The organism is Paraburkholderia sp. BCC1884 (assembly GCF_900996225.1).
Lineage (GTDB): Bacteria > Pseudomonadota > Gammaproteobacteria > Burkholderiales > Burkholderiaceae > Paraburkholderia.
Genome location: NZ_CAAJGL010000068.1, coordinates 1,029,713 through 1,055,882, shown reverse-complemented (window position 1 = coordinate 1,055,882; position 26,170 = coordinate 1,029,713). Strand labels below are relative to the sequence as shown.

19 protein-coding genes and 2 pseudogenes are annotated in these 26,170 nt (G+C 53.0%); 8 read left to right on the top strand and 13 right to left on the bottom strand.

Features of this window, described 5'->3' with window-relative positions; translation table 11 throughout:
• Positions 1 to 389: 389 nt before the first annotated feature.
• The 3 genes from FQ705_RS11585 to FQ705_RS11575 form a co-directional block, all read right to left on the bottom strand.
• On the bottom strand, positions 390 to 1,592 hold the full coding sequence (locus FQ705_RS11585) for a carbohydrate porin (RefSeq protein WP_186307830.1): 1,203 nt from the start codon (positions 1,590 to 1,592) through the stop codon (positions 390 to 392).
• Positions 1,593 to 2,049: 457 nt separating this feature from the next.
• On the bottom strand, positions 2,050 to 2,664 hold the full coding sequence (locus FQ705_RS11580) for a VOC family protein (protein WP_144140875.1): 615 nt from the start codon (positions 2,662 to 2,664) through the stop codon (positions 2,050 to 2,052).
• A 44-nt stretch (positions 2,665 to 2,708) separates the two neighbouring features.
• Positions 2,709 to 3,578, bottom strand: a complete 870-nt coding sequence (locus FQ705_RS11575; RefSeq protein ID WP_144140873.1) for a fumarylacetoacetate hydrolase family protein — start codon at positions 3,576 to 3,578, stop codon at positions 2,709 to 2,711.
• 1,092 nt (positions 3,579 to 4,670) lie between these two features.
• Between FQ705_RS11575 and FQ705_RS11570 the strand changes: the two genes are divergently transcribed.
• Both FQ705_RS11570 and FQ705_RS11565 read left to right on the top strand, forming a co-directional pair.
• Positions 4,671 to 5,081, top strand: a complete 411-nt coding sequence (locus FQ705_RS11570) for an ester cyclase (RefSeq protein WP_144140871.1) — start codon at positions 4,671 to 4,673, stop codon at positions 5,079 to 5,081.
• An 871-nt stretch (positions 5,082 to 5,952) separates the two neighbouring features.
• Positions 5,953 to 7,011, top strand: coding sequence for a LysR family transcriptional regulator (locus FQ705_RS11565; protein WP_186307829.1), 1,059 nt, complete (start codon positions 5,953 to 5,955; stop codon positions 7,009 to 7,011).
• Between the two features lie 421 nt (positions 7,012 to 7,432).
• Here the strand turns inward: FQ705_RS11565 and FQ705_RS11560 are convergent, their stop codons facing one another.
• Both FQ705_RS11560 and FQ705_RS11555 read right to left on the bottom strand, forming a co-directional pair.
• A complete protein-coding gene (locus FQ705_RS11560) occupies positions 7,433 to 8,194 on the bottom strand; it encodes a TetR/AcrR family transcriptional regulator (protein ID WP_186307828.1) in 762 nt (253 codons plus the stop codon).
• Between the two features lie 1,023 nt (positions 8,195 to 9,217).
• Complete coding sequence (locus tag FQ705_RS11555; RefSeq protein ID WP_144140865.1) at positions 9,218 to 10,183, bottom strand: PDR/VanB family oxidoreductase; 966 nt, start codon at positions 10,181 to 10,183, stop codon at positions 9,218 to 9,220.
• A gap of 698 nt (positions 10,184 to 10,881) precedes the next feature.
• On the opposite strand from FQ705_RS11555, the gene FQ705_RS11550 reads away from it, so the two are divergent.
• The 4 genes from FQ705_RS11550 (at position 10,882) to FQ705_RS11535 (ending at position 15,272) form a co-directional block, all read left to right on the top strand.
• On the top strand, positions 10,882 to 11,943 hold the full coding sequence (locus tag FQ705_RS11550; protein WP_144140863.1) for an aromatic ring-hydroxylating dioxygenase subunit alpha: 1,062 nt from the start codon (positions 10,882 to 10,884) through the stop codon (positions 11,941 to 11,943).
• Positions 11,944 to 12,250: 307 nt separating this feature from the next.
• Positions 12,251 to 12,478 carry a hypothetical protein gene (locus FQ705_RS11545; RefSeq protein WP_144140861.1) on the top strand — a complete coding sequence of 76 codons (228 nt, stop codon included), beginning with the start codon at positions 12,251 to 12,253 and terminating at the stop codon, positions 12,476 to 12,478.
• Between the two features lie 180 nt (positions 12,479 to 12,658).
• On the top strand, positions 12,659 to 13,582 hold the full coding sequence (locus tag FQ705_RS11540; RefSeq protein WP_144140859.1) for a 3-keto-5-aminohexanoate cleavage protein: 924 nt from the start codon (positions 12,659 to 12,661) through the stop codon (positions 13,580 to 13,582).
• 739 nt (positions 13,583 to 14,321) lie between these two features.
• Positions 14,322 to 15,272, top strand: coding sequence for a peptidyl-alpha-hydroxyglycine alpha-amidating lyase family protein (locus tag FQ705_RS11535; protein WP_144140857.1), 951 nt, complete (start codon positions 14,322 to 14,324; stop codon positions 15,270 to 15,272).
• A gap of 605 nt (positions 15,273 to 15,877) precedes the next feature.
• On the opposite strand, the pseudogene FQ705_RS34960 reads toward FQ705_RS11535, so the two are convergent.
• Positions 15,878 to 15,961 (bottom strand): annotated as a pseudogene (locus FQ705_RS34960) (DUF815 domain-containing protein); the annotation flags it as partial.
• 23 nt (positions 15,962 to 15,984) lie between these two features.
• On the opposite strand from FQ705_RS34960, the pseudogene FQ705_RS11530 reads away from it, so the two are divergent.
• Positions 15,985 to 16,693 (top strand): annotated as a pseudogene (locus FQ705_RS11530) (transposase); the annotation flags it as partial.
• A 357-nt stretch (positions 16,694 to 17,050) separates the two neighbouring features.
• Here FQ705_RS11530 and FQ705_RS11525 read toward each other — a convergent pair.
• From FQ705_RS11525 to FQ705_RS11495, 7 genes are all read right to left on the bottom strand, one after another.
• Positions 17,051 to 18,382 carry an MFS transporter gene (locus tag FQ705_RS11525; RefSeq protein ID WP_144140855.1) on the bottom strand — a complete coding sequence of 444 codons (1,332 nt, stop codon included), beginning with the start codon at positions 18,380 to 18,382 and terminating at the stop codon, positions 17,051 to 17,053.
• A gap of 47 nt (positions 18,383 to 18,429) precedes the next feature.
• The gene (locus tag FQ705_RS11520; protein ID WP_144142343.1) at positions 18,430 to 19,599 is read right to left on the bottom strand and encodes a porin; all 1,170 of its coding nucleotides are present in this window, start codon (positions 19,597 to 19,599) and stop codon (positions 18,430 to 18,432) included.
• A 152-nt stretch (positions 19,600 to 19,751) separates the two neighbouring features.
• The gene (locus tag FQ705_RS11515; protein WP_144140852.1) at positions 19,752 to 20,282 is read right to left on the bottom strand and encodes a 3-isopropylmalate dehydratase; all 531 of its coding nucleotides are present in this window, start codon (positions 20,280 to 20,282) and stop codon (positions 19,752 to 19,754) included.
• The gene (locus FQ705_RS11510; RefSeq protein WP_144140850.1) at positions 20,279 to 21,538 is read right to left on the bottom strand and encodes an aconitase family protein; all 1,260 of its coding nucleotides are present in this window, start codon (positions 21,536 to 21,538) and stop codon (positions 20,279 to 20,281) included. Before FQ705_RS11510 ends, FQ705_RS11515 begins: the two co-directional genes overlap by 4 nt.
• 12 nt (positions 21,539 to 21,550) lie before the next feature.
• Positions 21,551 to 22,411, bottom strand: a complete 861-nt coding sequence (locus FQ705_RS11505; RefSeq protein ID WP_144140848.1) for an oxaloacetate decarboxylase — start codon at positions 22,409 to 22,411, stop codon at positions 21,551 to 21,553.
• A 119-nt stretch (positions 22,412 to 22,530) separates the two neighbouring features.
• Positions 22,531 to 23,718: a CaiB/BaiF CoA transferase family protein gene (locus FQ705_RS11500; protein ID WP_222105640.1), complete on the bottom strand. Its 1,188-nt coding sequence runs from the start codon at positions 23,716 to 23,718 to the stop codon at positions 22,531 to 22,533.
• 19 nt (positions 23,719 to 23,737) lie between these two features.
• Positions 23,738 to 24,637 (bottom strand): amidohydrolase family protein, encoded by a 900-nt coding sequence (locus FQ705_RS11495; protein ID WP_144140846.1) that lies wholly within the window; start codon positions 24,635 to 24,637, stop codon positions 23,738 to 23,740.
• Between the two features lie 624 nt (positions 24,638 to 25,261).
• On the opposite strand from FQ705_RS11495, the gene FQ705_RS11490 reads away from it, so the two are divergent.
• Positions 25,262 to 26,104: a helix-turn-helix domain-containing protein gene (locus FQ705_RS11490; protein ID WP_144140844.1), complete on the top strand. Its 843-nt coding sequence runs from the start codon at positions 25,262 to 25,264 to the stop codon at positions 26,102 to 26,104.
• The last annotated feature ends 66 nt before the right edge of the window (positions 26,105 to 26,170 follow it).

Here is a 26,170-nt window from a genome sequence, read left to right as displayed (position 1 = left end):
TTGTCGATCTCGATGCCCCGTCGTCGACGTATGGGTGGGCCACGTGTGTGCGTCGGATGGTGTCAGTCGATACCTCCGAGCGGCACCGGCAACAAGACGCGGGACAGGCACACCGTACCGCTTGCGCCCTCGGCCAGACGAAACGACCCTAGTCGAGGCGTTTCATGAGCAAGCACACCACATAGTACCGGAAGAAAAACAAGTGGGTACAGGACGGGTCGCGTTCAAGAACGGTCTGCAGCTTCGCGGCAAGACGGTTGGAACCCGTGCGCGTGTCGGTTACGCCCGCGGAATTAGCCGCAGCATTTATACTTTCCGTTTAATATCTCGCTAATACCTGGCCTCGGAGTGTGTCATAACGCGCCACGCTCCGAGGCCACGCCCGATTACTAGAACGACAAACTTAGCGCCGTGTTGAAAACCAAGGAGTTCGCACTCTTCGGTGTCAATGTCGGATTTTGTGTGTACGTCAGCGAATTAATCCAATATACGCCACGAATGACCCTAGCAGCGTATGAAATGGAATAGCCTGTCGAGTTAGCCGCTGCTGCGAAAGGCGTGGACGCGAATATGGCTCGCGCATCCGAGCTAAAAAACGTCTTTGAAAAACCGAAAGCTAGCATATCCAGCGGTCGGCCGGGGAATGGGCCGATATCGAAAAGAGAAAACTGGAAATCAGACGTGAACAAGTTGCGGTCAGGAGGAGCATAGTCCGCTTTGACGTCAATGTACAAACCGTTTGGCATGCCAGGATACGGCTGAGTCAACTGATAAGTTCCAGCGACGTAGGCTCCATAGTTGTTCGTCACTGGATTCGGTGAGTCAAACGCTGAGTAGTGGCTAGTATTGTAGATTCCGCCAGCACGAAGGTTAATCGCTCGCCCATCCGATGACTTAACCTTGTATCCGAATTCGTCGACGAACAATACTCGTGCACCGGGCACCGTCAGGCGTAGCCCGGTCGGGTTTTCGGCGATGTCCGTAGCGAAACCTTCTGGACTTTGACTTCTTGAGATTGCAAAATGGTTGTAAAACCGTGAATCAGGACTCCGAACCGTTACATCAAATGATGGAGTGGGTGTTAACAGACTCATGCCCACTTCGGACGGGATGACACTCAGAGGGCCCAGTGCGCTCGTGGTCGGGCTACCGCCGAGAAACATTCCATAAAACTCAGTTAGCAGTGGGTAATACCCATACTGCAGTTCGACCTGTCCGTTCAGTAGTGGCTGGTTCACAGCCAAGACGTACAACGTCGCCTGATTAGGAGATGTCGGCGTGAAATTCGAGTTGGACCATTGACCAGCAATAGTCAACTGGGCCTTTGGCGTGAATCCGATTCGGCTTAGATCATAGGTGACGTACCCAGCTACGGTGGTACTCCACGTTGGATCTTGCCCTGCGTATCGCTGCGGGTTTGCGTTATGCCGCAGAACATCGTACGAGAACTGGGTAATTGCTTCTGCGCCAAACCCGATCCCGTTGTCGGCCAGAGCATCCCGTACGCCTCCGAGGTGCGGCGAGATCGTCTCGCAAAATGGCGGACGCGCAGCGGCGGGTTGACTACGACTGTTAAGAGTTTCGAATGCCATGCAGTCCGGTGTGAATGAACTCATTCCTGCAGGCATTATTGGCGGCGAACTCGATGGTACTGTATTCTTTGGTTGGCCAACGCTAGAATTGTCCTGCGTGCTCTGAGACTGAGCGAACGCCGAGCAGGAGATCGATAGCTGAATCGCGACACCGACAAGCGTAGCGATTTGAGTCCTTGCATACTTCATGTTGTCTCCAATTTTCCTTGTTGTTTGTAGGGCTACACTTGTTGATACAGTTCCAGTGTTTCAGTGTGATTCGGCGGCTCTTGCTCAAGCGTAATCAGTCGCTAGGGCGGCTGTTAGCTGCTCAGTCTAGTGCGTAGGTTCATCCCAGCGACTTAAACTCGGCTTTCATTCGCCGTCTTTTTTAGATCCGGCGCACCAGGCAATGAAAAAAGGACGCGACACAGTCTGTTGTCGCGTCCCCGCCGAGCGTGGGTTGTCGCGAACGACTTTATGAAATATGCGCTTGGGGAACCATGTCAAAAGCATTTACATCCGGTGGGAGTGTGGGCCGTTTAGTTAGTTCTTTGACAGGCTCACCTTCGGAATAACGACGAATCCATTCGTCTGGGTCAAAGTTCACACCGATCGGGTTTTCGTCATAGTTACCCGACGCAAAAAACTGTTCGCACTCCGACTCGTCGAAGTTATCAACCTGTAGTTCGATTCTATGGCCGTCGGGATCCTTGTAGTATATCGACGTTGTCGGACCATGATTGATTGTCCAATATGGCTCAATCCCAAGGTCGCGCAGTCGGAGATATGTTCCCAACAACTCGCCGAGGCCACGGTACGTGAACGCGTAGTGATCCATCACATACGACGGTCCATTGGGCAGCGGCTGCATACCGGTCGCACCGATAAAACCAATGCGATGGTGTTCGTCGTCATAGCGAAGGAAGCATAGGTTGGCGTTTTCGAACGCTACCTCCGCATTGAGAACTCTGATGTACCAATCGCGCATCACCGGAATGCGGTCTGTCAGAAAGATAACGTGCGCCAATTTCCACGGGGATAGACTGTTCGCACTGTCTCGCAAAGATTTTTCAGCTTCTGTAATATTCATATTAAGATCTCGTGATTAGAATAATTTTTTGGCACCTGCTTGTCTCAGGACGGCTCCTCACAAACGATGTTCTCAATTGCGCCAATCCGATCAATTTCGACTCGCACGACGTCGCCCGCACGCAGATATGCAGGCGGATTGCGCAACCCTCCGACGCCCGCCGGCGAGCCAACCGACAGGACGTCACCGATTTCGAGCGTGCAACGCTGACTCAAATCACTGATTAGCGCCGCGCAACTGAAGATCATTTCCGAGGTTGAGCCGTCCTGACGGAGTTCACCATTGACCCAAGTCCGAATGCGCAGTGCTCCTGGGTCAGCAATTTCATCTGGCGTGACCAAGTGCGGTCCGAACGGACCATGAGTGTCGAAGGATTTACCAATCGTTGCGGTCGGCGCACGCAACTGCCAATCCCGGATGCTGACATCGTTGCAAACCACATAGCCAGCGACCATCTCGAGCGCGTCCGAAACCGACACCCGGCGGCACCGCTTGCCAATCACGATTCCAAGCTCTCCTTCGTAATCGAGCTGATTTGAATCGCGCGGCGCGTAAATTGGATCGAACGGGCCGTTCACACAGGTGACCTGCTTGTTGAACCAGATCGGATGCTCCGGTGTTTTGAAGCCAAGGTGCCGCACCTCATCAATATGAGACATAAAATTGCCACCTACTCCGAGAAATTTTCCTGGTCGCAGTATTGGCGCAAGCACATGGACTGAAGTCGGATCCACGAACGAGCGTGCGGACGCGACGCATTCTTGCGCATCCTCAAGCGCGTGGCTGCCTCGTTGCAGAATATCGACAACCTCTACGGGATTTCCTCGCAATGCCGCCGTTAGATCGACGATGCCTGCTTCCGTCTTTGCGCCCGCGCGGTGTTGACCGCCAACGATGTAATTCAATAGCCTCATGTCAAATGCCTCAATGATTTCATTTCGTGAAATGCATGCACGCGCAGCGCTCAAAGGGTCTCGTATGCGTAGCAGCGTAGAGTCCCCTTGAGCTGCGATTCTCCATGCCCTCAAAGCTTGAAGACGACTCGACGCCGCGTAAGTAGCACCGTCACTTCGATAAACACAATTCCGTCGGTTGCAGAAACACCTTCCGGCCTGAGTTTTCCAAAATCAACTGTCTTGCCCGCTCAAACATAATCCGCACCTTCCGGCGCGGAAGCCCCCTGAAACGACAGGCGCGAGGTTGGCTCCATTCGCGCGATGTTTTTTCGCGTCGAGGTGTACTTGAATTTCGCCGCACCGACTCGTCAGCAGTCGGCGTGACCTACTCAGGCTAACCACAGTTCATCGACAGTGCCGTGGGCAGATTAGAATCCAAATTGTACTGAATCGTCAAATCAGTGTTTACCCACTTTCCGATGCAGATGTCCGTGAGTTTTGACCAAGCTTTTACTTCTCAGGAGATGGAGCGACGAACATTCAAAGAAGTCACAGTGCCTAGGGTACGGGAGCATCGAAAAGATCCGTTGCGTTGGCCACTGCCCAGTCAATCCTGTCATTCGCTGGGACAGCCGTGACGAAGGCGCTCGCGACCGAACGTCTTCCGCCGATACGTGACTGAACGCAAAGTCATGTCGCACGCAAGCATGCATGCGATAACGTCCAAATTTGCACAGGAGTTTTCGCGTTTTAGCGCCTGACAAGTCAACTCGTCCTCGCTAATCTGGCATAGCCTTGCTCGCTAAGCGAAGCCAAACCACGAGGATCTGGAACAGGCTAATGAAACTGCACAAGTGATAAGGGGCGTGGGGGGAACGACTATCGGTCACGGCGTATGCGGTCGAAGTTGGTGCGGTCTTGTCAACAGCTTCATTGACCGCTTAAAGACGACGGTCCGTTTCATGAACACTTCAGTTTTCGTCCTACTCAAAAAAAGGGGCGCGAGGAAGCTTACGTCGTTGTTTGCGACACCTCCAAACTGTAACCAAGCGGCAAGCGGATGTATCGCGCGAACCCCAAAATCAACCTTAATCGAATGGATTTATAAACATGACTAGTCTTCAAGATGCAAATAAGTTGGTGGTGCAAAGATTCAATAAGGAATTTATTGAAAACAAAGATGATTCAGTCTATGACGAACTGGTTTCTACGGAATTTCATGACGGCGGCAAAGACAAGGGTGGACCCGACCCGTTTGTATTTTTTACTAAAATATTCCGACCTGCGTTTCCCGACGCGAAAGTTGTAATCCATGAGCAGATTGCTGAGGGGGATCAGGTTGTCACACGGAAAAGCTACGAGGGCACTCACAGCAGCGAATTTATGGGAGTTCCGGCCACTGGCAATACTGTCAGCTTTGAGGTTATCGAAATCATCACGGTACGCGACGGAAAATACGTCGATCACTCCGCAATCCCGGACACCATGAGCTTGCTCAAGCAGCTGAAATCGACGCCGTGATCTGATGTAAACACGGAACGCTGACGGAAATCTGAAAGGCCGTCAGCGAACCTCAATGCGGATCTTGCGCGGATGAGGACCCAGCTCTCACTAGGGCTGGCAGTACGCTGATATTGTTGATGGATGTCCCAACAACTTCTCGGGAAGGTGAACGTCTACTTAACCGACGGAGCGCAGCAGCAACTTCGATCAAGCCGATGTTCCGGCGCGACTGCCACAACTGATCCACCAATTTCCCGACAGGCCGCTTTACCGCTCGGGCTTTGAGCTACTCGCAGAGCGTTGCCGACGACACCTTACTGGGAACGACACCTGTTCGATAGTATTCCCGCGCCGGGCTACGCGGCAGAATACGGTGCTCCCAGAGCCACAGCGAAGCTCCAGACAAGATTGTTTGTCGCTTAAGAACGTCCCAAATTCAGGTGAAACCACCATTCTTTTCCCGCTGACTTACACTTCACTTCGCTCGTGCGTCTGACGGGAACCAGTAGGTCGGATGAATGCGCAGGACCAGGCGCTCGCGACCGCGATACATGCCGCGTGAACCCGATCATAGCCGGCGTCGGCAGCTTGCCCATTCGGCAACAACAATCCTCGCTCATCGGATAGCCGCCACCTCTCCTTCGCAAATGCCGTCCGGTACCTGACACCAACGCGAATGATTCGGTTGCCGTTTGCCCTTCCACGCGATGGGAACCGCGTTACCGAGGGTGCCCCAGCAATAGCCGCCAGAGGCACTTTTTCCCCGGTAACAGCTTATGCGCCAATGATATGTCCCCGTATTTCTTGGTCACCGTGCTTTTACCCGACTGTCGGAAAATTCCATGTATACTTCTTCGATTATACAGAAGCGATTGCACTTGGAGGAGACATGATTAATTTCAATGATATGTTCATTTTTTCTAAGGTCGTTGAACACAAGGGGATTACTGGAGCGGCTAAGGCGCTAGGAATAAGCCATTCTAGCATTTCAAGAAGTGTTGCAGCGCTGGAAACACGCCTGAAAGTCCGATTAATACAGCGATCAACCCGACATTTCGTTGTAACTGAACTTGGAACGGAATTTAACAGGCATTGCATTAATATGATCGCGGAAGCAAATGCGGCCGAGGAGAAAATAGTTCTAGCACAGGAAAAACCTTCGGGCCTTGTAAGAATAAGCTGCCCTGCAATGCTAGCTCAATTCGTAATCGGCCCCCTCATTCCCCTATTTTTGAAAAACAACCCAGACGTCCGCATTTCCATAGATACAACCGAAAGAGATATGCGTCTCGAAGAAAGCTTCGACCTCTCTATTCGCATTCGACTTTTACCATGCGAAGACTCGGGTCTTATGGCTCGACCGCTCGGTATCTTCCAACCGGCTTTAGTCGCCAGTAAAGAGTTCCTTGAACGGTTTGGGCGACCCAAGTCACTCGAAGAGCTTCTTCGGATGCCCACCATTAGTTACTCTTCCGCGCAGGGCCCACACGTTTGGACATTGATAACTCCCGAGAACAACGAAATACAGGCTCGACATCAACCAATACTGGTCGTCGAAGACTTCGTCGTTACTCGACAAGCCGCACTACAAGGGATAGGCGTGGCGTTGCTCCCGCTATCGTTGTGCCTGGAAGATATACGAGACGGGGCGCTCGAAATCGTTCTACCGGAATTCAACGCCCCAGTCAGCGAACTTCAAGCTGTTTTCCCTTCGCGACATGGAATGCTGCCCGCTGTCAGGCTACTCATCGACTTTCTCAGCGCCCATTGCGTTAGCGATCTTCAACGCGACGAAATTGCTCAGCATTCCAGCCATGGACCTCATGGATCCGTCCGCTTTTGGACTAGCCGCCACTCCATCGAGGAAATGGTCGAGGATTTACATCGCGATCAGAAGGCGTTGCCGATTTTGAGCTCCAGATCAGTGGACCCCGCCGTGGTGAAGTAATGCTGAGGGCGGCGCGGGAACCGCAAGCTGCTGACGACTCTTTTTCGCCTACCGGGAAGTCAAAGGCGCCCCGCGCACCAATATGTGCCTGTCCGGTGCTCTGGGCAGGTCGCCAGCGCGGCGACCTGCCTGATCTGCGCGGGCCTCATAGGCTGTGCACCCGAGGGGCATTGCTCTTTCCGTCAGGGGCGAATTAATTTTCAAGGCTGGTCGCCGCCCCAAAAGCGACGTCAGGGCAATATTAAAAGTCATCTCTCGCATATCTATCAGACAGTGGCGCACTAAAGACAATATCCTGAAGAACATAATGCGAGTCATCGTCAAACGTGATTATCAACAACCCCGAGCCCAAATAGCGTTGAGGCTGTCTGTCTTACCGGACGTTTAAGCGGATACTGCGTAAGAGTCCGGCCCTTCTTCGCTACTGAACGACCTTCCCCTGTTTCGAACTACGTCTAAATCGCATCTCCTTGTCCGGCGCGCCGTCAGCTCGTTGTGCGATTGAATTGATCGCTAGTCTCAACGGGGGTCCAAGATCAATTGGAATTTGCGCTAGCGATCGGGCCTCTTTCTTACTCAATCCGAGCGCCGTCAGTAATGTTTCGACAGTTTGATCAATATACTTGTCCGTGATTCCCTCGTGCAACGCACGATTGATAGTCATGACAAGCAAGCCGAGTCCGAGATCCATTGCAGTTTCCAGTGATTGCACGGTGAATTGGCGCTGCGCGATTGCCTGGGAAAACTGAGCCTGCATAATGAATTTCATCTCGTCATTCAGTGCGCTGACAAGTGGCATGGTTCGCAACAAAATCCATCCGCGCGTCGGATCTGAGATAGCAAATCGCAGGAATAGCCTATACGAAAGACTGATCTGGGTTGCAGGATCTGTGATACCAGCAATAGCCGGAGTGATCATGCCGTTAATCGCGTATGTGAGATCGCTTGCCACAGCCCTAAATAGCTCGTCCCGAGTTGCAAAGTGATTGTAAAACGTCCCTCGAGCAACCCCTGCCTCTGCGATCACGTCGTCGATGGTGGGCGCGTCACTGCCATGAGCAGCAAAAAGACGATATGCTGCAGCCAGTAGGGTCGCGCGAGTTTTGGCGCGCCTCTCCTCTCCAATTGCCAGTCGACGCGCTTGCTGTTCCGGATCAAGTTTGGTAGATCGACGAGACGGCATAGAACTCCGTTTTTTGTTTGACGAGCATCCGCGGGTCAGAGGCTGATGAGTGTAACCCTTCAGACTACAATTCACCCCCAACATATTATAGCTAGCCAATTTTAGCAGGCTCGACTGCCCTGGAAAAGACTCTATGTAAGTTGTTGGCGGCCTCCGCGTCCACCCGAAGATCATCGCAGAAATTTGCCATTGTCGCTACTTAAGGAAACCGAGACACCAGCAGCCCGTTTTATGACCGCATTCGATACGATTCCTTGAATTAATACTGGCGCGCGTTTTCAGCGGCAGTCTCGATTTCCGCCTCTTCAAGTTCTTTGAAGACTAAGGTTAACTAAAAGACCTACTCTAATTGGCGTCCTTGCAACGATTGCGGTGGACAAATACGTTATGCGTAGGGGGCAACCCACGAATAATTTCCGCAATCGGAATTCGCGTCCAAATTCCGTGGTTGTTTTGACCCAAACTTGCTTCGGATTGCATCGCATCTCGAAAAAAGTGTGATTCAATAGGTTTCGAAATCGCTGCGATCTCACGGTCAACCGCCATCGTTGACCGGCCCCTAGGTGACAACACGTGAAGGGAACTTTCGAGCATGGACGTTGCTCAACGTATTTCGCCCGCCACAGAGTCACCCTCACTTGCCCGGTAGGCGCTCTGGGCCGTGATTACTATTCTTGCGCGGTCCTCAGCAAGTCCATCCGAGCAGAAAGTCAACCTCAAGTAACATCGACATTTGGAGATATCTGCACGTCACATCACCGATGGTTCCCGAGAGGACTTTACCGTCAATCAGCGGCGGAGTCCCGCTTGGATCCCGCAGTGCAGTGACTAGTTACGTAACGGCAGGACGAGCCGCGTCAAATATGGCATCCAATTAATCAAAATCATCCGTCCTGACGCGAATGCCCCGCTCGAACAAAACCGACCGAGCAACGTGCCATAACCACGGCAGTTCTCAGCGTCACCGTCCAACAGTTTTCTGGCTAATGTAACTACGTTTTCAGTGCCGTCTGCTTGACGCTGCTAAAGATCAAGGACAAGACGCGACGACAAGGACCGTGAGCAGCAAGGCGTAAATTGGTCGTTTTGTGCACGCTCCTCTTCGGTAAGGTAGATATCACGATGATCTGGCTCACCCGCAAGGACGCGCGTGAGACAAGTGCCGCATACGCCAGCCTCGCAAGACACCGGCAGATTGATGCCGTTTTCATGCAGCACCTTAGCGACTGTTTTCTCCGCTGGAACCAACAATATCCGCCCGTTACTTGCCAGCTCAACCTCGAAACTCGCGGCATTCCCAGCCGCAACTGCAGGCGTAAAATGCTCAAAATGAAGTCGATCGCTTGACCAGCCGGCACATTTCGCCGCGTCTATAATCCAACTTATAAAACCCGTTGGCCCACATACGTATAGATGCGTATCAACGCACTCCTCTGCCAAAATTTCTTCTATTCTGAGTCTCTGCTGAAGCGGCTCATCGTCAAAATGGAGACGTACATTATTGCGAAAGGATGGATCCTTGATACGTTTAGCGAAAGCCATCCGATCTGCCGACCGGACGCAATAATGAAAGGTGAAATCGCTACCTTTTCGCGAAAGGACATCTGCCATACAAACAATGGGCGTAACACCGATACCACCCGCAAACAGCAAGTAACGCGACGCCGGCGTTAACTGGAAGTGATTCCGCGGAATGCTAATGGAAACAACGTCGCCTTCGCGAACCAGGTCGTGCACGGCTTGTGAACCGCCTCGAGAATTTGGATCACGTAGAACGCCGATACGGTAATAATAACGCTCACTCGGGTGGTTGCAAAGCGAGTACTGGCGAATCAGGCCGCCCGGCAAATGCAAGTCGATATGTGACCCGGCAGAGAATTCTGGCAGCATACCGCCTCGCTCATCGGCGAGGTCGATACCACAAATGTCAGCCGTTTCCGCCCACTTGCGTACAACCCTCACATCAATTTTGGAAGCAATTTTATTCATTATGCCTTTAATCTTCGCGCTGCATCATCCAATCCACACGAGAGGTTTTCGGAATCCCTTCAATGCCTTCCCATTAACCATAAAGCAGCTTCCTTCCCATACGCTACGGATAAAGCCCGCTTTCACGCCAACCGTCTGTGTCGACGCACGCTAACCGCCCGGTCTGCAAAGCAGATTCATCATCGTAGACAACTTCAAGGCCTCGTCGTCCTATGGCCATCCTTGAAGTCACCACCGAGCTTTGCGTCCTTTGTCACAGGGCTCTTTGAACGCCGCTGGCTCAGCACCCCGCATATTGTCAATACCGTGCTCCACAACCCGCCAAACGCGGATGATACTTTTGGATGACAACCTCTTTGCAGCCCCCAGCCGGGAAGTCACCGACATGTGCCCCTGCTGATCTTAGCCCCAATCTGACGGAGCAAAATTGCACAAGTGTTTTGCGTCAAGAATCGTGGCGAAAACTCTGGGCGCTCACTAGCATTCCAGTTCTACCGCTCATGAAGGAAAGCGGGTTGATGATGAACGCGTCTTCGGTTCCCTATCCGACGAACGACCTGCGCAAAACCGTTCGCTGTAGTTAGCATGACAAAATTCATTAGGCAGAAAACGTATTCAGCCTACTTTTTTTGACTCGCTGCTCGGCAAGATTTATATATCATTCGACGCCGCACTTCTAAAACACAAGGAGACAACAAATGCATGCACTGCGCAACACTTGGTATGCCGCCGCTTGGAGTTCCGAAATCTCCGCTACGCCGATGCGCAGACAAATTCTTGAAGAGAATATTGTGCTTTTTCGCACTTCCAGCGGGCAAGTCGTTGCTTTACAAAACATGTGTCCACACAGGTTTGCGCCGTTGCATTTGGGAAAGGTCATTGATGAAGTCATCGAGTGTCCGTACCACGGATTGCGATTCAACACAGACGGCCGATGCGTATTTAACCCTGATCTCGATGGTCAAACGCCCGACGCGGCACGCGTGCGAAAATTCCCGATAGTCGAAAAGTACGGCATCAGTTGGATTTGGATGGGCGACCTCGATCGGGAAGACGCGCAACTCATCCCAAAACTTTCCGCGCTGGAGATTCCTGATCTTTACCGTCCAGTGACCGGTTATCTTCATGTCCGCTCCAATTATTTATATATGACGGACAATTTGGTGGATCTCGCGCACCTTTTGGTTGTCCATCCGGATATGCTGTCCGCGCCTGGGCTTTCTAGCGCCAAACAGGTCGTCACCGAGGAGAACGGCGGCATCTCCGCGACGAGGTTCGCACAAGGCACCCCGCCGCCTCCAATCTTCGACATGATGTGGCGCCGCACCCGTGGTGACTATTCTGGACTTATGGACCATTGGGCAGAGTCGCGGTGGGACGTTCCAACCGCGATTACTCAACAAACGGGCGTCAGTCTGGAGGGTGATCCCCGGGAAGGCGGCCTCGAGACGCGGAATATCCATTTAGTTACGCCAGAAACCTCAACAACTTCGCACTATTTCTGGGCGATCTGTCGCAACTTCGAGCTGGACAACGCAACACTTGACGATGAAATTCGTGCTGGGACCGAATATGCTTTCGTGCACCAAGACGAGCGGCTGCTGCAGGCGCTGCAAGAAAACATGGGGGGGCGTGAATTTTGGGCGATGAAGCCGGTCTTGCTTCAGGGGGATGGGGCGGCGGTCCGAATTCGACGTCGGCTCGATAAAATGATTCGCGAAGAAGAGGCCGTGCGTGCGCCGGCAGTAACTGCCAATTAGTGGAAATTGGACCCTACACCACTGACAGTCAAATCTCGAGGGAGATCTTGTTGGCAACGTTAGCAGTGAACGTCCTAGCCGGCGATGAGCAATCGAGGGTGGATTGCAGATGGTGGAGGATGTCCACCAGAGCTGACGCAAGCGGATCTCACGATGGTCAATCGGACCAAGGAGATTCGCACGATCGCTGGAGCCGACAGTATCAACTTGGGTGTCTGCTGAAAAGGGGTGGTGAAGGACGGCATTGGTCCACTTCAAAGTCAGCAATCGAAGCGGAGTGGAAACGAACGCAGGGAGATTGACCCAGATGGAAATTCCGACAATCGCTACGCTGGACATCAATCTCCGTGTTGCGCTTCTCGCTGGAACCTTTTCTTTGGCACAATTTAATCACTCCCCTGCCGCCACCCGGGTGCGCTTCGCGGCGTCGCTATGGAGCAGTTTTGGCCAACGACGCATGGCTGGCTTACTCAACGGCCTCCCGTCGGATTACGTCATGTCGAGCCTCGATTGGACCGCTCCGCCGAAAAGTTAGCACCGATTCTTCCAGTTCAAAGGCATGCCGACGTTCTCGAGCGGCTTGCTCTGCTGCTTTGGGCTTGCCGATGCCCGAGGGCATTCCGCTAGCGAAAAAACGTGGCGGTCTTGCGGTCTGGCTCTCTCTGACTTACGGCGCGGCGTGCTTCCCTCGATTCACATTATCAGGAGACTTCTCATGGCCTCAAACAAAGTCATCGTGCTGGTTGCCCCAACAGGCGGCATGGCATTCAAGGAACAAAATCCGCACTTGCCAACGCAGCCCGACGAGATTGCCCGTGACGTTTACGATTGTTACAACGCTGGTGCAAGTGTCGTGGCCGTGCACGCGCGCTTGCCAAACGAACAAGCGACGTGCAATGCAGATATCTATCGAAGCATTAACGAGCAAATACGCGCGAAATGCGACATCGTCATCAACAATTCCACGGGTGGCGGTGTGCATGGCGACATGATCCAGCCAATTGAAGGCGGCATGTGGGACACGGTCTGGGAAGAACGTCTGAAGGGCATGGAAGCCGGCGCCGAAATGTGCACACTGGACGCGTGCACCTTTGTCGCGAGCTTCGGCGGCAAGGAACTTTTGTTCAACACGTCGCCTTCGCGCTGCCGCATTCTCGCCGAAGAGATGAAGAGCCGCGGCATCAAACCCGAATGGGAAGTCTTTAGTCCGACACATATCGTTCAGGATGTGACGTCACTCATCGAACTGGGGTTGGACGAGCCTCCGTACGTTATCAACATGGTGATGAATGCACATCGGGGCTTCCAGAACGCGATGCCATACAACCCGCGTTCACTTCAGTACATGGTCGATCTGCTTCCGAGAGATAGCATCTTCTGTGTCAGCGGTATCGGACCCGCGCAGTTACCCGCAAGCGTGAACTCTCTGCTTCTGGGCGGGCAAATTATTCGCGTAGGCCTCGAAGACAATTTGTACTATCGCCAAGGGCAATTCGCGCGAAACGTCGAGCTGGTCGAGCGTACGGTGCGAATCCTTCGAGAAATGGACTACGAAATCGCGACGCCCGCCGAGGCGAGGCACATGATGGGGCTGCCACGAACCGATACGGCCATCCGGCCACATTTCGCAGTTGCGTGATGCACAGCTCGCGCACGACTCATCCTTCCTGCCAGGAAACGCTTCTCACTAAGCCGAGCCGTCTTGGTCTCCGAGCGAGCCGTAGGCACTCAGCAAGCGCGTCTTGAGCAACGGAACTAAATCGTGATCACGGATGACTGCCAGCGACAAGATGGCAATGCCGAGATGTCACCGACCAGGTGAATCAGCAGCCTCTTGAGAATCTGCTCCGTAGATCGACATACGAGTAGTACACGTCGATCTCGCGGACATGAATGCTTGCTCTATGCTGATTTCGCTGCCCGGATCTGCAAAGCAGCCATCTTTTGTCAGAGAACACAACGCCCGCGGGACGATGAAACAGAATTTATCACGTCGTTTGCCACTCTCCCACAGGAGCCTCGAACCACGCGGGAATCACGCCATGATTCGGCCTCCAATTTTCGCGCCATGCTTTCATCGTCCATTGGTAAATTTACCGATGCTCCCGGTTGATTCCGTGTCTTTTCGCTAGCTCCACTGAAAATCACGTAGGGTCAACATACCTCTAGTTATAGACAACAGTTGTGCAAAGTTCGGCAATTAAGCGTGGGCCACCCGTCGATACAATCATAACTCTACCTATGCGACTTATGAAACGTAAGGGCGAGGGATTCTCGGGAAAGAGCTTGCAAGTGACGATCGGATGCCACGTTTCAAGGTTGCCCGATCACCCCGAAGATCGACCACTTTTTAGTGAACCAGATAAGGACATTAGGCGATGACGAAATTGGGTGAAGGTGAATTTGTCTACGAAGTCGCCGATTGGGGCGAGTTACCGGACGGATGGAAGATGGGTGACGTTGCCGCGATTGGTGTTGACCACAATGACCAAGTCTATGTTTTCCACCGCGGTGAACATCCGATGCTTGTTTTCGACCGCAACGGTCGCTTCTTGCGAGCTTGGGGCGAAGACACCTTCCAGGCGCCTCACGGTATCGATATTGGTCGAGACGGTATGATTTATTGCACCGACGCTTCTGATCATACGGTGCGCAAATTTACACCCGAGGGCAAGTTGCTCTTGACCCTTGGCACGCCCGGCGAATCGTCTCCATTTATGAGTGGCCGGCCTTTCAATCGCTGTACCCATACGGCACTTTCTCCAAGGGGTGACATTTACGTCTCGGACGGTTATATGAATGCTCGCATTCATAAATACACACCGGACGGCAAACTAGAGAAGTCATGGGGTGAATGCGGCAGTTCGGCCGGACAGTTCTACCTCCCCCACAACCTGTGTTCTGACGAAGAAGGTTGGGTTTATGTCGCAGATCGTGAGAATCACCGCATCCAGGTTTTCGATGGCGATGGAAAATACGAGACCTCTTATCACGGTATGCACCGTCCATGCGCACTCTGCAGGAGTGCCGGCGAATCCCCGCTTTTCTATGTGGGTGAACTGGGGCCGAACCACCCGTTTACATTGTCGTATCCCAATTTGGGCCCGCGAATAAGCATATTGAACAGTGAAGGAGACGTTTTGGCTCGCCTTGGGGACAATGGCGCTGGAACGGAGCTTCATCAGTTCATCGCCCCTCACGGTATCGCAACTGATTCCCACGGCGACATTTATCTTGGAGAAGTTTCCTACGGCGCATGGGAAATGGTCTTGCCGGGTAGAGAGAAGCCAGAGCGCGTGCGTGTTTTGCGCAAGTTAACGAAGGTATGACGCTGCTAGGGCAGCGGCCATTCAGGGTTCCCCTGAATGGCCGCTGCCCGACAGTAAGTACTGAGGCGCCGTACTCGAGAAACAAGTCTCCTATCTATAGTGACGGTTTTGATAGAAATAAGCGGGACAAGACGCTGCTTTCGGGGCCGACGCCATTCAAGGAGTTAGCGCGAAGAAATAGGACTGCCGAGGCTCGAGGGATCCGACAGAGAACTACGCCGTAGACCATTCCGGTTCCGAAATGAAACAGAGAACTAGGACGCTCGCTTTTCAGGAGCAAGGATAGCTAGAACGAGCTGCAGTAGATTGTCGCCGAGCCTTTGAGTCGTATATAGGCTAGAGGAGCCTCGCCTGCGCGCTCGTCAGTTGGTTTTCCTACACGGGCATCTACTGATAGCTCTCTCGGACACGAAGACTGAAGCATCGACACGCCCTGCTGCGTCTCAACAGGCGCGTGCAGGCAAAGGTGTAGTTTTCTCTGCAGCAGTCAACTGATGGACTGCGATTAGCTCAATTTCGCGGCGACGTCTAACTGGAGGTGCACAGTTTTCGACAGCAACCGAACTCGCAATCCTCTCCAGCACTCGCCAGATATCTCGCCCAAGATATGTCCGACGCTCGATCATATACTCTGGCATCGGGTGTCGCCGATCCGAGGGCGCATAAATCAGCACGTTGTCCGATTGCGCCGGAAATCATGCACGTCGAGCACTTCAGCGAGCCGTGTGCAGTGGTCTATGACTTCGCCGACAGGCCTCGCAGGCGAACATGCCCGCACCTTCCTTGCCGGCCAGCATGGCACGTTGGTATGTGACGATTATAGCGGGTACAAGGCCGGAATCGAGCAGGGCATTACTGAAATTGGATGTGCCGCGCACTCGAGGCGTAAGCTCTTCGAACTGTACGCCAATCACAGCAGTCAGGTCGCTGGACCGCCCATGCCGTACTTCGCTGCGCTCCACGAAATCGAGCGCGACGCAACTGTCCTGGGCGCCGAAGAGCGCCGCAAGATTCGGCAATGCCGGGCCAAACCGGTGTGCGATGCACTCTATGAATGGATGGTGCCGCCGCGCAATCTGGTTTCGGAAAGTTCAGAGATTAAGAAGGCGCTCGACTAAACCCTCAAGTGCTGGGAGGCGGTCACGCGCTATCTCGATGATCGGCACGTGCCTAGATAACGACGGAGTCGAAACCAGATTCGCCCATGGGCTATCACCAAGGCCAACTGGTTGTTCGGCGACTCACCACGCGCAGGCCAACGCGCTGCCGCCATCATGAGCCTGATACGGCAGGCAAACATCAACGGCCACGCCCCGCATGCCTAGATGAAGGACATCGTAACGCGACCGCCGACCCACAGGGCCGGCGACATCGCGGTATTTCTGCCTCATCGCTGGCAACCGACTGTGATCGTCGATTAGCCCAACCAGGCTAGTGAATACAACTCCAACCGGTGTAGAGGTTCGGAACGTAGGCCGGAAAAACAGGCCTGCAGCGAACTGGGGTTCCCCAGTCATGTACGGTTGAAGACAATTCCGAAGGTGAAGCCCATTACAGAAGTCATCTATAGCGATGCCAAGGATACGCAAACAAAGCAACCGATGCCGTACCTGAGTCCTAATGCTTTGCACTTGCAGTCGCTGCATCCTAATCTGAGGAGATCGATCAGGTTTGGCCAGTTCTGCCATTTTTTATGGATTCACCCTGGTCAAACCGAGCGCAGTGATCAGCCGCTCGGTTCGAACTACCAGTTTGCTAGTTTCGGCACTCGACTACGTTCAGCGCGGTTGGTTTGTCAACATCCCATGGTCGCGTTGCTCACTCGGCGCCGGCGAATTCCGAACAATGCAAAACCACAAGGTTGCACCTAAAGCCATTAAGCCTGTTAGCGCATAGAGACCAAGGTCCAAACTTCCCGTAGTGGCCTTGATCCAACCGATGAATGCAGGAGCCACGAAACCGCCTAGTTGGCCGAGGCAGCTGATTACTGCGAGTCCTCCGGCAATTGCCTCGTCCGCAAGATAACGATGTGGTACCGACCAAAATATTGGAAATGCCGATACTATCCCTATTTCTCCTATCGTCAGCAAAACTATGACAATAGGGAGATTTCCGATAAAGGTCGGGAACAGCGACATTGCTAAAGCTGCCCCAAAAACGCAAACGGCGTAATGAAACCGACGCTCGTTCAACCGATCCGAACTCCTTGCAATGGCCACGGTCGCGAACATCGCAGCGAGATACGGAATTGCGTTAAGCACTCCATTCTCAAGGACATTTTTCACCCCTGCCGAACTTATCATTATTGGCAGCCAAAAGTTCATTGCCATAGCTGCGCAGGATAGCGAGAAATAAATTACAACCAAAAACAAGACTTTGACATTCAATATTAGCTTCCAGGCGCGTTCTTTCCCACCCGCCACCTCGCGCTGTTGTTTCAGGTCGTCCTCGAGCGCCACTTTTTCACTATCTGACAGCCAACTTGCGTCGGCAGGCTTATCCGCGACAGTAAGCCAGGCGATTCCCGCGAGCAGTACGGATGGAAGCCCTTCAATCAAGAACAACCATTGCCATCCCGTTAAACCTAATATCCCGCCGGTGAACCGCATAATTAACCCGGACGTCAAACTGCCCAGTACTCCGGACAAAGCCGCGCCGGCGAAGATCAGTGACGTGACGCGCGCCCGCTTCGCAGCAGGGAACCAGAACGTAAGATATAGCACAACCCCGGGAAAGAACCCTGCTTCGAACATGCCGAGGAGAAACCGTAGAAAATACAACATCCCAGGCGTTCGTACCATGGCCATTGCCATCGACACCAGCCCCCAGCCAAGCATGATGCTGGAAAACGTTTTCCTAGCTCCAACGCGCGTCATGATGAGATTGCTTGGAACCCCAAAGAGCACATACCCGATGAAAAATATGCCCGCCCCTAGCCCATAGACGGCATCGCTAAGCCCCAGATCGGTGCGCATGTAAAGCTGAGCAAAGCCTACATTTACCCTATCAATTACCGCAACGATGTAGGCAACTAATAATAGGGGAAGAATACGAAATGCAATTCGTCGATAGAGCGCTTCTATGTCGACGGTGCCAGCAGAATCAGTCATGGTGGAAGTCTCCGATTTATTACTTATCGGCCTTGAGGCCGCGCACGCTAGAATTTGACTCGCATTCCGGCGATGGTGGCCACTTGGCTCTGTGTGCTAGATGCGGATAAACCGTTGATGTTGGCGACTGCTGCCCTACCGGTAGAGTCGGCACCCGAGGCATGCATATAGATTGCGTCAAAATAAAAATCGGTTCGCTTAGAAATGAAATAGTCGAGCCCCACCACACCTTCATTATAATTAGCGTTGTTCTCGCCGTAAGCATGAGTGTATTCCCAGGCGCCTGCAACGCTGAAAGCTGGCGTTACCTGATAACGCAGGCTCATCTCAGTGTTATGAAATTTCCCCGCACCTGAGTAGCCGTTTGGGTTGAGATTGACTCCAGCTGTAGACCCAAGGTCTTTGAACTGGACATTGCTATAAGTCAACCCCGCAGTAAACGATCCAATAATATAGGCGCCAGCTATTGCGAAAATTTGCTCCCTACCGGCGGACGCATATCCAGAGAATACGCGGTTATCCATGTTATTTGATCCGGCTGCCGACGCACTGGTATTTGAAAGAGCATTATCCCCCCAGAAGGAATAGTTTGGGTTTCTGGCATCTACGTAACCCGCCCCGAGAGAGAATGATCCCGTGGAATAACCAAATCCACCCGTAATAATCTGATTTCTACCCGAGGCGCCAGCTATGCCGCCAAGGCTGTATCCCGCACTAAACTTAAGTCCGTTGTAATTGTTGCTAGTGTATTTTATCGAATTATTCATCCGATTCGTGTTATTCATATTGTCCACGTCACCTGCATGGGCGGCGTAGAAGGTGCCCCATTGAGTTGCCGCCCCTAGAGGGTCAACAAAATCCACAACTGAGTCGTACTGGCGGCCGAGAGTCACAGTACCGTAACGCGTGGAAAGCCCTACATACGCCTGCCTGCCGAATTGGTCTCCCCCTTGACCAAGGCGACCATTATAAATGTTAAATCCGTTTTCCAACACGAATACAGTTTTCATATTTCCACCTAGGTCTTCGGTGCCTTTCAATCCCCACCGATCACCCTGCAAATTACCACTACTTGCTTGGAAAAGGTGATGCCCCCCAACGTTGCTAACGTATTGCAGGCCAGCGTCAACAACACCGTACAACGTCACAGTGCTTTGAGCATTGGCCAAACTTGCGAATCCGCTGAGAGCTAAAGACATGGCGATAGATTTCTTCATAATAAGTCTCCTTTTTTCCACTTGATATAGAAATTCAGACATCAAATAAAAATTGCAAAAACGGCAGTTTTCGCCGATTTTAACCACGCCATTTTCGGCGGGCTGATACTGCACCCAACAAGCTCGCGCGTTTCACACGAGTCATTTATTCACTACTTCGACGTATTCGTTGTATTTTCTTCCGCTAAAACATTCTTTAAACCACCTGCCATCAAAATTCTGACGTCACGCTTGCTGTAGGGCATGATCGGCAACTCCTCATTGGTCCGGACAACTCGCAACACAAGCGCAGTAAAATCGATTTCCACCTGATCGAAACGCTCCACCTTTTTGGAGATACCCGGACATATCACCTGTGTGAAACCGTATCCGATCTCCCCGATCCAGTAGCTCGAAAAGAAAGACTCGGCGATTACAGCCTTGATTCCTAGATGCCGCATTGTTCGCATCGCCGCGGCGTGCGGATGTCCGTACCCGAAATTTCGTCCGCCGACAAGGACGTCGCCGGGGGACAAGCTTGCTGCAAAATCTGGGTCAAAGCCATTCATGGCAACTTTCGAAAGGACGTCGAGGTCTTGCACTTTGATATTCTCAACACCGATGATCTGGTCGATATCAAAATCGTCTCCGAACACCCATGCAACGCGGGAGTGCATAGCCGGAAGTACAGGCTCAACTTTCATGAAAGGTAGGGCCTCGGATCTGTCGTGCTGCCATGAAGGGCGGATGCTGCAACCGTGGCAGCACTGGTGAGATAAATGGATGAGTCGACATGCCCCATTCTTCCAGGGACATTCAGTGTTCCGGTCGACACTGCGCGCTGGCCGGCTGCCATTGTGGCGATGTTTCCGCTGCAGAAATCGCATGATGGCGAGGAAACAAAAGCGCCCGCGCTGACCAATGCAGCAAGAGAGCCATTGCTTGCTGCCTCGGATAGGATTTTTTGACTAGTCGGGACGACGTGCAGTGAAAATCCTGACTTGATTGTCTTGCCCGACAAAATCTGCGCTGCAATCTGGAGGTCTTCAACTCTGCCCGATGCACACGAGCCCAGATATCCCGCATTTAGCGGAATTCCGAGATGTGCGGCGAGGAGACTCGCATTCGCAGGGCTCGGTGGTAATACGATCATCGGTTCAACTTCGTCAAGCACCACCTGAATATGCCGACTATAGACAGCGTCTTCGTCCGCACGAACGAAGGGGATGCTGGCGCGTGATGTATCAGTGACCGTTGCGAGGACCCGGTCGCTGGGATCAAACAGCGCCGTTATTGCGCCGGTGAACATGGCAAGTCCGCAGATTGTCTGCCGAGATTCTGCGCTGAGCGCGTCGGCTCCCGGGCCGGAAAACTCGAGAGCCTGGAAGGCGGCAAATTCCGCGCCGTATTTGAACAGCAAGTGGTGGAAGACATCTCTACCCATTACACCGACGCTGAGATTCCCAGTGAGCACAATCTTTATCGAATGTGGCACTACCATGGAGACGCGATCTCGAGCGAATGCTTCGATGATGTTCCCTCGAAGTCCGATGGCCAATGCGCCAAACGCCCCCAACTGAGCAATGTGGCCATCGGCATGAACGGAAAAACTCCCGGGGATCGCATACCCCTGCTCTGCGGCGACCTGGTGCCCGATACCGACTCTGTCGTATAACGCCATCCCCTGTTCCAGAGCCCATCCGCGGGTCTCCTCGTGGAACGCCTCCTGGTCCGGCGTTTTCGCTGGTACCCGATGATCGATATAAATCGCAAATTTTGACGGGGCGGAAATCCTTGCGGTCCCCAAAGTGGCCATGTCGCGCCGAATCACGTCGGTCGTACCCTTCAGTTCGTAGGCGTGCACGAAGTCGGGCGTGGCGACGATTTCATCTCCAGCCCGGACTACAGGCTGACCAGCACATCGAGCCAAAATCTTTTCTACAAGCGTTTGAGCGCTCATTTCATTTCCTTGTCAGGAGAACCGTTCCTCAATAGATTCTGCGAACGGCATCCCGGCCAATTGTTGAAGGTCCGCAAACGATGCGAACGTTTCAGGATCGATCCGTGTGCCGCCCCACTCCTGCATCCGACGAAGAGCCGTACGCATGCCATGCACGGATGCCAACATGAGTGAAACAGAAAGACTTACACGGGCGATTCCAGCGCGCTCAAGCTCAAGAAATGACAATGCTTCACAATCGTTCCGTTCTTCGATCAGATTCATCGCGACAGGACCATTAATCCGCGACGTGAGCTCTTTGGCCTGCTGCAAATTGCGCACCCCCTGGATGAAGACCATCGTGGCACCAACGTCCATGTAGGCGTTGCCCCGCCGTACTGCTTCATCCATACCGATGAGTCCAAGCGCATCTGTCCGCGCATTAATTACGAAATTCGGATCGACTCTAGCCGCGCAGGCAGCTTTGATCTTCGCCTGCATTTCCTCGACGGACACGATCTCCTTTCCTGCGATGCGTCCACAGCGCTTCGGAAAAGTCTGGTCTTCGATATTCAGGCCCGCGGCCCCGGCTTTCTCAAATTCTCGAACCGCATACCAAACGTTGACGACGCCTCCGTATCCAGTGTCGCCATCGGCCATCACAGGAATTTCCACCGCACCTGCGATGGCGCGAGTTCGATCAACCATCTCTCGCATCGACACGATGCTAAAATCCGGCAACGCCTCCGTGGCCGACACGCCTAAGCCGGTGCATTGAACGGCAGCGAAATTAGCTTCCTCGACAAGTTTTGCTGACAGGCCGTCAAATACAGCCGGCATGATCAGCAACTTCGGTAACTTGATAAGATTTTTTAGAATTTCGCATTTTGTCATGATTAGTCATCCTCACTGTTTTGCTATCAGAAAGTCAAAATTAATTACCGACTGTCCGCTTTTAGATCGCTTCGGCGAACTCCGCAACGCTGGAGGGCCGACGGTTCATGCCTATCTCTCTAGATAGCCCCCGTTCGGCGCATTTTCGCAACGTCTTCTTCCACATAGCCGAGCTCTTTCAGGATCTGATCCGTATCCTGTCCAAGAGTAGGTGGTGCGCATTTGATTGAATGACCGCCATTTTCGAGCGAGAAAGCAGCTACCGGCACTCCCAGCGGCGGCGACATCGCAGACAAATTCTGATGAAAATGCAGCAAAGGGCGAAACCCAACCTGAGGATCAGCCAGACTTTCCTGAAGGGTGCGCACCCGAGATGCTGGTATGCGGTTCTTCTGCAACAGTGCTTCCCATTCGTCTGCGGTACGGTTAAGCATTACTTTGCGCAACACTGCAGCCTCGCCATCGACGTCTGCGTCACGAGCTTCGTTGGACGTCTTGATCATCTCGGGGAACCCCAAGAGATTCCAGAGGCGACGCTGCTGGCGGAGATTCGCCGCACCTAGCATGAGCAGTCCGTCTTTCGTCTCATAAGCCCAGTTCGTCGCGTGTTGCAACCGATTTCCGATCGGACGGGGAGCCACGCCGTTGCGTAAGTAGCCCGTCACCTGTGAACTCATCATCATCGTAGCTACGTCGGCCATTGCGAGGTCAATGCGCTGTCCCGTTCCTGTCCGCGAACGTTGGAACAGGGCCGTCGCCAACGCGAATGCGCCAGTCGTTCCTGTCGCGTAGTCGATTACCGGAGGGCCAATCTTCAGAGGATGGACTTCAGGCGTGCCCGTACCGTACATGAGCCCGGAGGTGGCTTGGATCACGTGGTCGTACGCCGTCTCCGTTGTTCGCGGTCCACCATGCCCGAACGCGGAGATAGAACAATAGATCAGCTTTGGATTTATTTCGCGTAGACTGTGATACCCAAGCCCAAGTTCATCGAACGCACCTGGTCGATAGTTCTCAACCAGAATATCGGCAGTCGCGATCAGTCGGAGAAATACCTCCTTTCCTTCCGCTGTCTTCAAGTCTAATGTAATGGCCCGCTTGTTGGATGATTGCGCCAAGTACAGAGTACCCATCCTGGCGCTGTTGAGCTCAGCATCGGTTCCCCCCTCCCGCGCCTGATCAAACTCAAGCGGGTGCTCAACCTTGATTACGTCCGCTCCCAGCACTGCTAGCTGGTACGTAGCGAACGGCCCAGCAAGCACATGCGTTGCGTCAATGACTCTTATTCCCGAAAATGCCTGCATCATTAGTTCCTATCAGTGCGCGTCAGAAACGGAAGATGGCATTCGGGTTCTGGACGAGTGTTCGAGACAGTTGATCGTCGTCAGGCGTCATCCTATAAAGGAAATCCAAGACATCACCGTCATTCACGACTTTGTCGATCGAAAGTGGATGAGGCCAGTCAGTGCCCCAAACCATGCGTTCGGGAGCTGCTTCGCTGTAGCGGCGCGCCACGTCCACCATGTCGTCCATTAACGGACCACTACGGCTGAAGCGATGAGCGTTGGACAACATGACCCACCAGTTCCCGCGCTTCAAAAGTTCGACGATTTTGTTGACTGTCTTGTCGCCTGCCGGACCAGCGCTCATGTCCGGTCGACCGAAGTGGTCGATCAACACGTCGATTTTCAATGGCTCAAAGAGATCCATTAAGTCTACGAACTGACCGGTTGGCGGATGAACCTTAATGAACCAACCCATGTCGGCAACGCGGGCCACGCAACGGCTAAACTCTCTCGGGCTGGATATCATATTAACGCCCGGAAAGAAGTTGAAACGGGCGCCACGGACTCCCGCGTCATGAAGCTGCTGGAGTTCCCGATCTGTAGTGGAAGCACTGATCATTGCGACGCCGCGACAATCGCCCCCGACTTGTTTCATCGCATCGAGCATGGCTGAATGATCGTAACCATAGACAGTCGACTGGACGATCACACAGCGACGGATGCCCAGCGTTCGGTGCATGCGCCGCGCTTCCTCAATGGTCGCCGTAGGCGCCTCAAAGACCGCATCGGGCCGCACAGGGTAACGATTCGTCGGGCCGAACACATGAATTTGGCCATCGCAACTTCCGGACGGCGCGGGTCGGGAAGGTGGCCGCGTAACCGGATCGAATGAAGCGAACGTTTGACGTGGAACGAACCGGTCGGAGATAACATCTTTCATAATTATGCTCTACAGGTGAACACAAGCCGATGGACATGGCTTAGGACTGAAACATACGAAATGTTCGAAGGTGCAGACTTGCGCCAGTTGCAATAGTGGCAGGCGTAAGGACGCGACTAAGCCCAATCTGCTGGGTAATCTGCTCATCGTAGGAAGCGACTCGAAGCGTATGCACTGAGTCGACGCTGCCTTCGGATCACACGCCCAAAAACTGCCATCGAGCGGAGGGCGTCAGTGCGGCGCCTAAGCAGCAGCTCGCGACATACGTCGTCCATAACGTCACGAAATTCCGCAAAAAACGGCCAGAATTCGGGGACGAAGCCCAAGTCTCCATGTGCTAATTATCATGGAGTACATCCTAGCGTCGACGCAGGAGGCTCACAAGTGAATCGCGGGATCTTCACATATGTGAAAATTCGTTGCGGACGACAACCGTGCGAAAACGATGTAACCCTCACCATTGTGAAGAGCGAGTCTTGGTCAGCCACCCGTCACCCTTTGGCGCAGGACTCGCATTTTTTCCCTCTGCCTAAATTCAATGCGCCGATACTGCCCAGAGTGACCTTGTCCTCCGCGTTGCCAACCTAGCGCGGCATCACAATAGCGCCGAGGGTGCTTTAAGATATGAGCGTTGGTTTAGTAGCGGAACTGGCGGGAGATCTCTTAACCGGCACTTCGATCGCAGGAGAACTCCTTTTAGATCAGAGGAATTGTGAAATGGATCTGGTAAAGTCTGTTAGACGAACCTGTGAAATATTCGAATTGTTTTACGATTTGAAGCGGCCTTTGTCTCTTAAGGAAGTCATGGACCGTTTCGACTATCCGGCGTCGAGTTGCTCATCGCTTCTGAAAAGTCTCGTAGTTATGGGGTATTTAGAATACGACTTGAATCGTCGAACCTATTTTCCAACCATGCGGATGAACGGCATGGTGGATTGGATTGAGCGGGCGCGCTTTGGGAACGGGAGCGTACTCGCCGCGATGCGCCAATTACATCAAATAACTTCGGAAACGGTCTCCCTCGGAACACAAAGCGACCTGCACGCGCAATATGTTCATCAGATTCCCGGCATTTTGCCCCTCCCTTATCCGCGACTGCGGCAGACCGTGCGCCCCCTTGCCAGGTCTGGTCTAGGCTGGCTTCTACTCAGTAGTCTGGATGACGCTATGATCGATCACTTGGCAAAGCGCATCAACCACGCTGAGCAATATTCAAGAAATCGAATAGAAATTGGCGAGCTGATGAAGATTGTATACAAAATTCGAAAAGACGGTTTTATTTTTTCAAAAAACACGGTAGTACCGGGGGCTGGAATGATAGGAATGTTGATCCCCAAGGAAATGGGTTCAAAGCAGCTGGCACTAAGCGTCCACGGTCCGGTTTCGAGACTTGAAGAGAAAGAAAAATTAATACTTGAAAATCTTGCGGCTGTCACGACGGCTGCTGGAATTTTGGGATCTGATTGATAGATTTACCCGTTTCCGCCAGCAATGATTGCACCAAGATCATTTGCCCAAACGTCAAATTCCAAA

Bases quoted from the DNA above. Each gene is read 5' to 3' on its own strand.
- FQ705_RS11520 (WP_144142343.1), bottom strand. From the start codon at position 19,599: ATGAAGAAATCTATCGCCATGTCTTTAGCTCTCAGCGGATTCGCAAGT.
- FQ705_RS11495 (WP_144140846.1), bottom strand. From the start codon at position 24,637: ATGAAAGATGTTATCTCCGACCGGTTCGTTCCACGTCAAACGTTCGCT.
- FQ705_RS11555 (WP_144140865.1), bottom strand. From the start codon at position 10,183: ATGAATAAAATTGCTTCCAAAATTGATGTGAGGGTTGTACGCAAGTGG.
- FQ705_RS11580 (WP_144140875.1), bottom strand. From the start codon at position 2,664: ATGAATATTACAGAAGCTGAAAAATCTTTGCGAGACAGTGCGAACAGT.
- FQ705_RS11565 (WP_186307829.1), top strand. From the start codon at position 5,953: ATGATTAATTTCAATGATATGTTCATTTTTTCTAAGGTCGTTGAACAC.
- FQ705_RS11500 (WP_222105640.1), bottom strand. From the start codon at position 23,718: ATGATGCAGGCATTTTCGGGAATAAGAGTCATTGACGCAACGCATGTG.
- FQ705_RS11570 (WP_144140871.1), top strand. From the start codon at position 4,671: ATGACTAGTCTTCAAGATGCAAATAAGTTGGTGGTGCAAAGATTCAAT.
- FQ705_RS11505 (WP_144140848.1), bottom strand. From the start codon at position 22,411: ATGACAAAATGCGAAATTCTAAAAAATCTTATCAAGTTACCGAAGTTG.
- FQ705_RS11535 (WP_144140857.1), top strand. From the start codon at position 14,322: ATGACGAAATTGGGTGAAGGTGAATTTGTCTACGAAGTCGCCGATTGG.
- FQ705_RS11560 (WP_186307828.1), bottom strand. From the start codon at position 8,194: ATGCCGTCTCGTCGATCTACCAAACTTGATCCGGAACAGCAAGCGCGT.
- FQ705_RS11545 (WP_144140861.1), top strand. From the start codon at position 12,251: ATGGAAATTCCGACAATCGCTACGCTGGACATCAATCTCCGTGTTGCG.
- FQ705_RS11540 (WP_144140859.1), top strand. From the start codon at position 12,659: ATGGCCTCAAACAAAGTCATCGTGCTGGTTGCCCCAACAGGCGGCATG.
- FQ705_RS11515 (WP_144140852.1), bottom strand. From the start codon at position 20,282: ATGAAAGTTGAGCCTGTACTTCCGGCTATGCACTCCCGCGTTGCATGG.
- FQ705_RS11490 (WP_144140844.1), top strand. From the start codon at position 25,262: ATGAGCGTTGGTTTAGTAGCGGAACTGGCGGGAGATCTCTTAACCGGC.
- FQ705_RS11585 (WP_186307830.1), bottom strand. From the start codon at position 1,592: ATGGCATTCGAAACTCTTAACAGTCGTAGTCAACCCGCCGCTGCGCGT.
- FQ705_RS11575 (WP_144140873.1), bottom strand. From the start codon at position 3,578: ATGAGGCTATTGAATTACATCGTTGGCGGTCAACACCGCGCGGGCGCA.
- FQ705_RS11550 (WP_144140863.1), top strand. From the start codon at position 10,882: ATGCATGCACTGCGCAACACTTGGTATGCCGCCGCTTGGAGTTCCGAA.
- FQ705_RS11525 (WP_144140855.1), bottom strand. From the start codon at position 18,382: ATGACTGATTCTGCTGGCACCGTCGACATAGAAGCGCTCTATCGACGA.
- FQ705_RS11510 (WP_144140850.1), bottom strand. From the start codon at position 21,538: ATGAGCGCTCAAACGCTTGTAGAAAAGATTTTGGCTCGATGTGCTGGT.